Annotated in this window: 3 protein-coding genes; all 3 read left to right on the top strand. The window is 62.3% G+C overall.

All coding sequences use genetic code 11. The features are described from left to right. Positions 1 to 972, top strand: a 972-nt coding sequence (locus BCY78_RS25760) for a hypothetical protein (protein WP_158516003.1), incomplete at its 5' end; no start/stop codon positions are given. 738 nt (positions 973 to 1,710) lie between these two features. Beyond that, a complete protein-coding gene (locus tag BCY78_RS25455) occupies positions 1,711 to 2,994 on the top strand; it encodes a hypothetical protein (protein WP_139103318.1) in 1,284 nt (427 codons plus the stop codon). Between the two features lie 520 nt (positions 2,995 to 3,514). Next, a complete protein-coding gene (locus BCY78_RS24125) occupies positions 3,515 to 3,811 on the top strand; it encodes a hypothetical protein (RefSeq protein ID WP_068306892.1) in 297 nt (98 codons plus the stop codon). The last annotated feature ends 2 nt before the right edge of the window (positions 3,812 to 3,813 follow it).

The following is a 3,813-nucleotide window of genomic DNA, read 5'->3' as shown; positions in this document are numbered from 1 at the left end:
GAGGTGCTCCGAGAGTACGCACGGGTCCAGATCGATGCCGGGGCCGAGGTGGCAATCACCATCGATGGCATCCGCCGAATGGAGGCCCGGCGCACCGAATTGGCACCGGACCCTGAAACCGCCCGCTACGCGCACCAGGGGGATCGCCCCGCAACCCGGCACACAGCCGTGATGCGCTTGCGGCAATTTGCCGAGGCGCTCGGGATCGACACCTTGACGCTGGCCGCCATCCGCGCCCACGAGGTCACCCTGCGCACGGATCTCGACAGTGTTGTGGGGCTCAAGGCGGGTCGGTACAAGAGACTGCCGGATCTCGCAGAGATCTGGCGCCTCGCCCATTCCTTGCTCGAGGAAAGCCGCACCGAAACACGTCGCAAGTCGCAGATCCGTCTGATCAACGAGGCGTGCTGCATCGCATTGTGGACCTTGATCCCGCTCCGATTGGAGGATGGCGGGATCAACTGGGGTGATGGCATTGATTTCGACGGGGCGCGCTACAGGGTCGACATCGACACCAACAAGGAAGGGGAGCCTCTTCGAGGTCGTCTGCACCCACGTCTGGCGCCGTTTCTGGATGCGCTGCTCTGTCGCGGCATGGATCCAGCCTATCTGGAGCGTTTCCGCGCCGAGGCGATCAGAGATCAGCTCCCACTGTTCCGCGACATTCGCGGCCGACAACTCTCACAGGGCTATCCTTCCGCGGTCTGGCGCAAACATATGGGCACAGGAGCCCACATAGCGCGGATGCAGATCCATTCCGAGCTCGGGCAACTCGGACCGGAAGGTGTGGAGATGGCCCTGGCGCTCAACGCGCAGCGTGACCCCCGCACGCGGCACGCTTACCAGTCGGCGGCGGTCGCCCAGGCGCAGCGTCGACGCGGCCAGGACATGATCGACGCGCTGATGAGCGAGGCCTTCGACGCAGACGAGAACCGGGATTCCCGGCCCCTCGACTGGCGAAGCGCTCCCTGAGCAAAACAAATCGCGTGAACGGCAGCGCGCAGTGCCGCACAGACAATCTAAAGCACCAGGGTTTGCAGGCGCCACGCTAAATCGTCGCGCGAAACTTCCAAGATCTGTTACGGGCGCAGTGGCTCCCGCAGAACGCGGCTGCACGGGAAAAGCCTTGGATGCACGCCGGGATGTCACGCGCGAAATGGTATGAGCTTGGCCTGCACAAGCACCCACCGTCGGAGTAGCGGTCGGGCGGACAGGTGCGTGCCCGCTACAAGGGGGGAAACCCCAGCCGCAGGCCAAGGCCTGGAGCCCCGCTCCAGGCCACAAGGCCCTTCCCTCCAACAAAACCCCAGCCGCGCCCGACCGCCCGGCAAACCCGCGAAGGAAGCAACGAAGGCTATCGCAATACTTGCCATAGCAGGCACACAAACCGAAACACGGTCACCGCGTGGGCGTGCTTCCATCAATCGGTCCAGCGGTCTTTTTCGGTGCTCATACGGGGTCTCCTCTTCGAGCAGTTGCCACGTCAGCGCACAAAATTCACGATAGTCCCTCATTGGGTCGGAGACCCCGCGTGGCGCGCTCGAACTCCGGTTTCCGAGCGTGACGCCCGAAATGCTGTTCCCACGCATCTTCGAGGGTTGATGCCTGCAATAGCCTATCCAAGGGCCAATCTTTGCGTCAGATGCCCCCCGTTGCGTCGTGGCTTCGCATCGATTTCCGTGGTGACTCCCGCGATACCAAATCCCCGCGATGGAACATTCATCGCCTCACGCCCGCCCAAACTCACCGGCCGCCGCCGATCTTTCCGCTGTCGACTATGTTCGACTGCTCCACCCTTGCGGAAGCATCGGCAAAGTGTCCTTCACAATCATCCAAGGCCGTGACGAGGCACTCACGCGGACATACTCGGTCGAGACGGCACCAATCATCGTAGAGTCGTTGCTCGACGAAAGCACGTATCTGACACTCAACAGGTTCCATGGTCCTCGAAAGTCTGATCGCCTTGCCCAGATCAACGCACTCTACCTCGATCTTGATGTGCACCGCCTGCCAGGCAGTAATCTACCGCACGATTTCTGGGTCGAGCGATTACATGCAGAGATCGATGGGCACGGATTGCCCCGGCCAACAGTTCTGACTTTCACCGGACGCGGACTTGCAGCGGTCTGGCTGATCGACCCGCTCCCGATAAAGGCACATCCGAGATGGAGCGCCTGCCTCAGTTGCCTCATCGACTTGTTCCGGCACCTGGGCGCGGACAGCGCCTGCAGCGACGTATCGAGAGTTTTCCGGGTCCCGGGCACTATCAACCTCAAGACAGGCGAAGAGGTGCGGACGATCGACGGGACATTGCAGCGATACAATTTTGACGATCTGGCGGACCAAATTTTTCGTGCTGCGGGACGGCCTACACGTCGTCAACTTTTGGATTGCCAAAGAAAGAAAGCAGACAAAACCAAATCAGGTCAGTCTCGTGGCCTCTCTCCTGGTAAGCGCTTTGCGATGATCGCGCGCGATCTCGAGAAGATCGTAGCGCACTGGGGGGGACGGGTCCCTGAGGGCAAGCGGAACACGTACCTCCATTTGGTTGCAACATGCCTCACGCACACGGGTCGGGTGGCGCAGATCGAAAGGGAAGTAGCCAGAATTGCCGCCATCGCCACGCCGGACCTCTCTGATCGCGAGGTGGCGGGGATCATCAGAGGCGCAGAAAGCCAAGCACAGAAAGCCTGCTCGTCCTCGCCAGCTCTGGATGGGCGCCTGCACTATTCCGGGGCGAGGGTCGCCGAGCTGCTGGATATCTCTGATCCGGTCGCATGCACGCTGGGTCTGGAGCAGGTCTTCTCGGCACGGGAACGCGCCCGTAGGAAAGCATCGCGGGAAAAGCGAAGGCGTCTTGAGGCGGGTGCGACACCGCGGGCGGCGTGGCTCGCAGAGAACTCCGCTGCCCGGGAAAAGCCATGGGTGCGCGCCGGGATGTCACGCACGAAATGGTATGAGCTTGGCCTGCACAAGCACCCAACGTCGGAGTAGCGGTCGGGCGGACAGGTTCGTGCCCGCTACAAGGGGGGAAACCCCGGCCGCAGGCAAAGGCCTGGAGCCCTGCTCCAGGCCACAAAGCCCTTCCTGCCAACAAACCCCCAGCCGCGCCCGACCGGCCGGCAAACCCGCGAAACAGGCGCTCAAACCACGGCAAGGAGCCGGTCCACCGCGACGCCGCCTGAGCCGCAGGTTGCGCTCCATCTCAATCGGCAGACGCGGCGCGTCAATCTGGATGCCTTGAGGCGAAGCTGGCTGCAGTGCCTCGGCTACGGCAGAGGCGCAAGCGCGGGATCGCGAGAGCGAACAGCACCTCGGCGCGAAACAGACGCGAGATAGGTCACCCGGAAGCTGCAAGATGAGAGATAGGCCGGGACGCCCTCCCCAGAGCGCCCTCAGGCCTTGCCGTTCTCAGGCCACCTCTCGCTCTCGAACCGGGTCGTTCCCTTCGCTTGACTTGAATTCGTTCCCTTTATGTTCTATTATTGCAGCCAAGCCAGCAAGGGAGCTCCCGATGGATAGCCACACATATACCCTGCCCGCGACGCCCAAGCAGGTTGCCTATGCCCGCTCGCTCGCCCTGCGCAACCAGACCCTGCTGCCTTGGGACGTTCAGCAAGACCGCAGGTCCCTCAGTGCCTGGATCGAGGTGCAAGCCCGCTTGAAGCCGGTCTCGGAGTTTGACCGGCTTCCCAGCTCGAAGCAGATGGCCTTCGCAGAACGACTTGCCCGGGTCAAACAGCGCGCCGTGCCAGAGGAGTGTTTCCGCGACAAGGGGCTGATGTCAAAATGGATCGACGGGAATAAGTGACG

It is taken from the genome of Pararhodobacter sp. CCB-MM2 (genome assembly GCF_001691415.1).
Classification (GTDB): Bacteria; Pseudomonadota; Alphaproteobacteria; order Rhodobacterales; family Rhodobacteraceae; genus Pararhodobacter.
The sequence above is the reverse complement of the archived record's forward strand: the minus strand, read 5'-3'. Positions and strand labels throughout refer to the sequence as shown.

Coding starts and splice junctions, on each gene's coding strand:
- BCY78_RS25455 (WP_139103318.1), top strand. CDS start 1,711: ATGGAACATTCATCGCCTCACGCCCGCCCAAACTCACCGGCCGCCGCC.
- BCY78_RS24125 (WP_068306892.1), top strand. CDS start 3,515: ATGGATAGCCACACATATACCCTGCCCGCGACGCCCAAGCAGGTTGCC.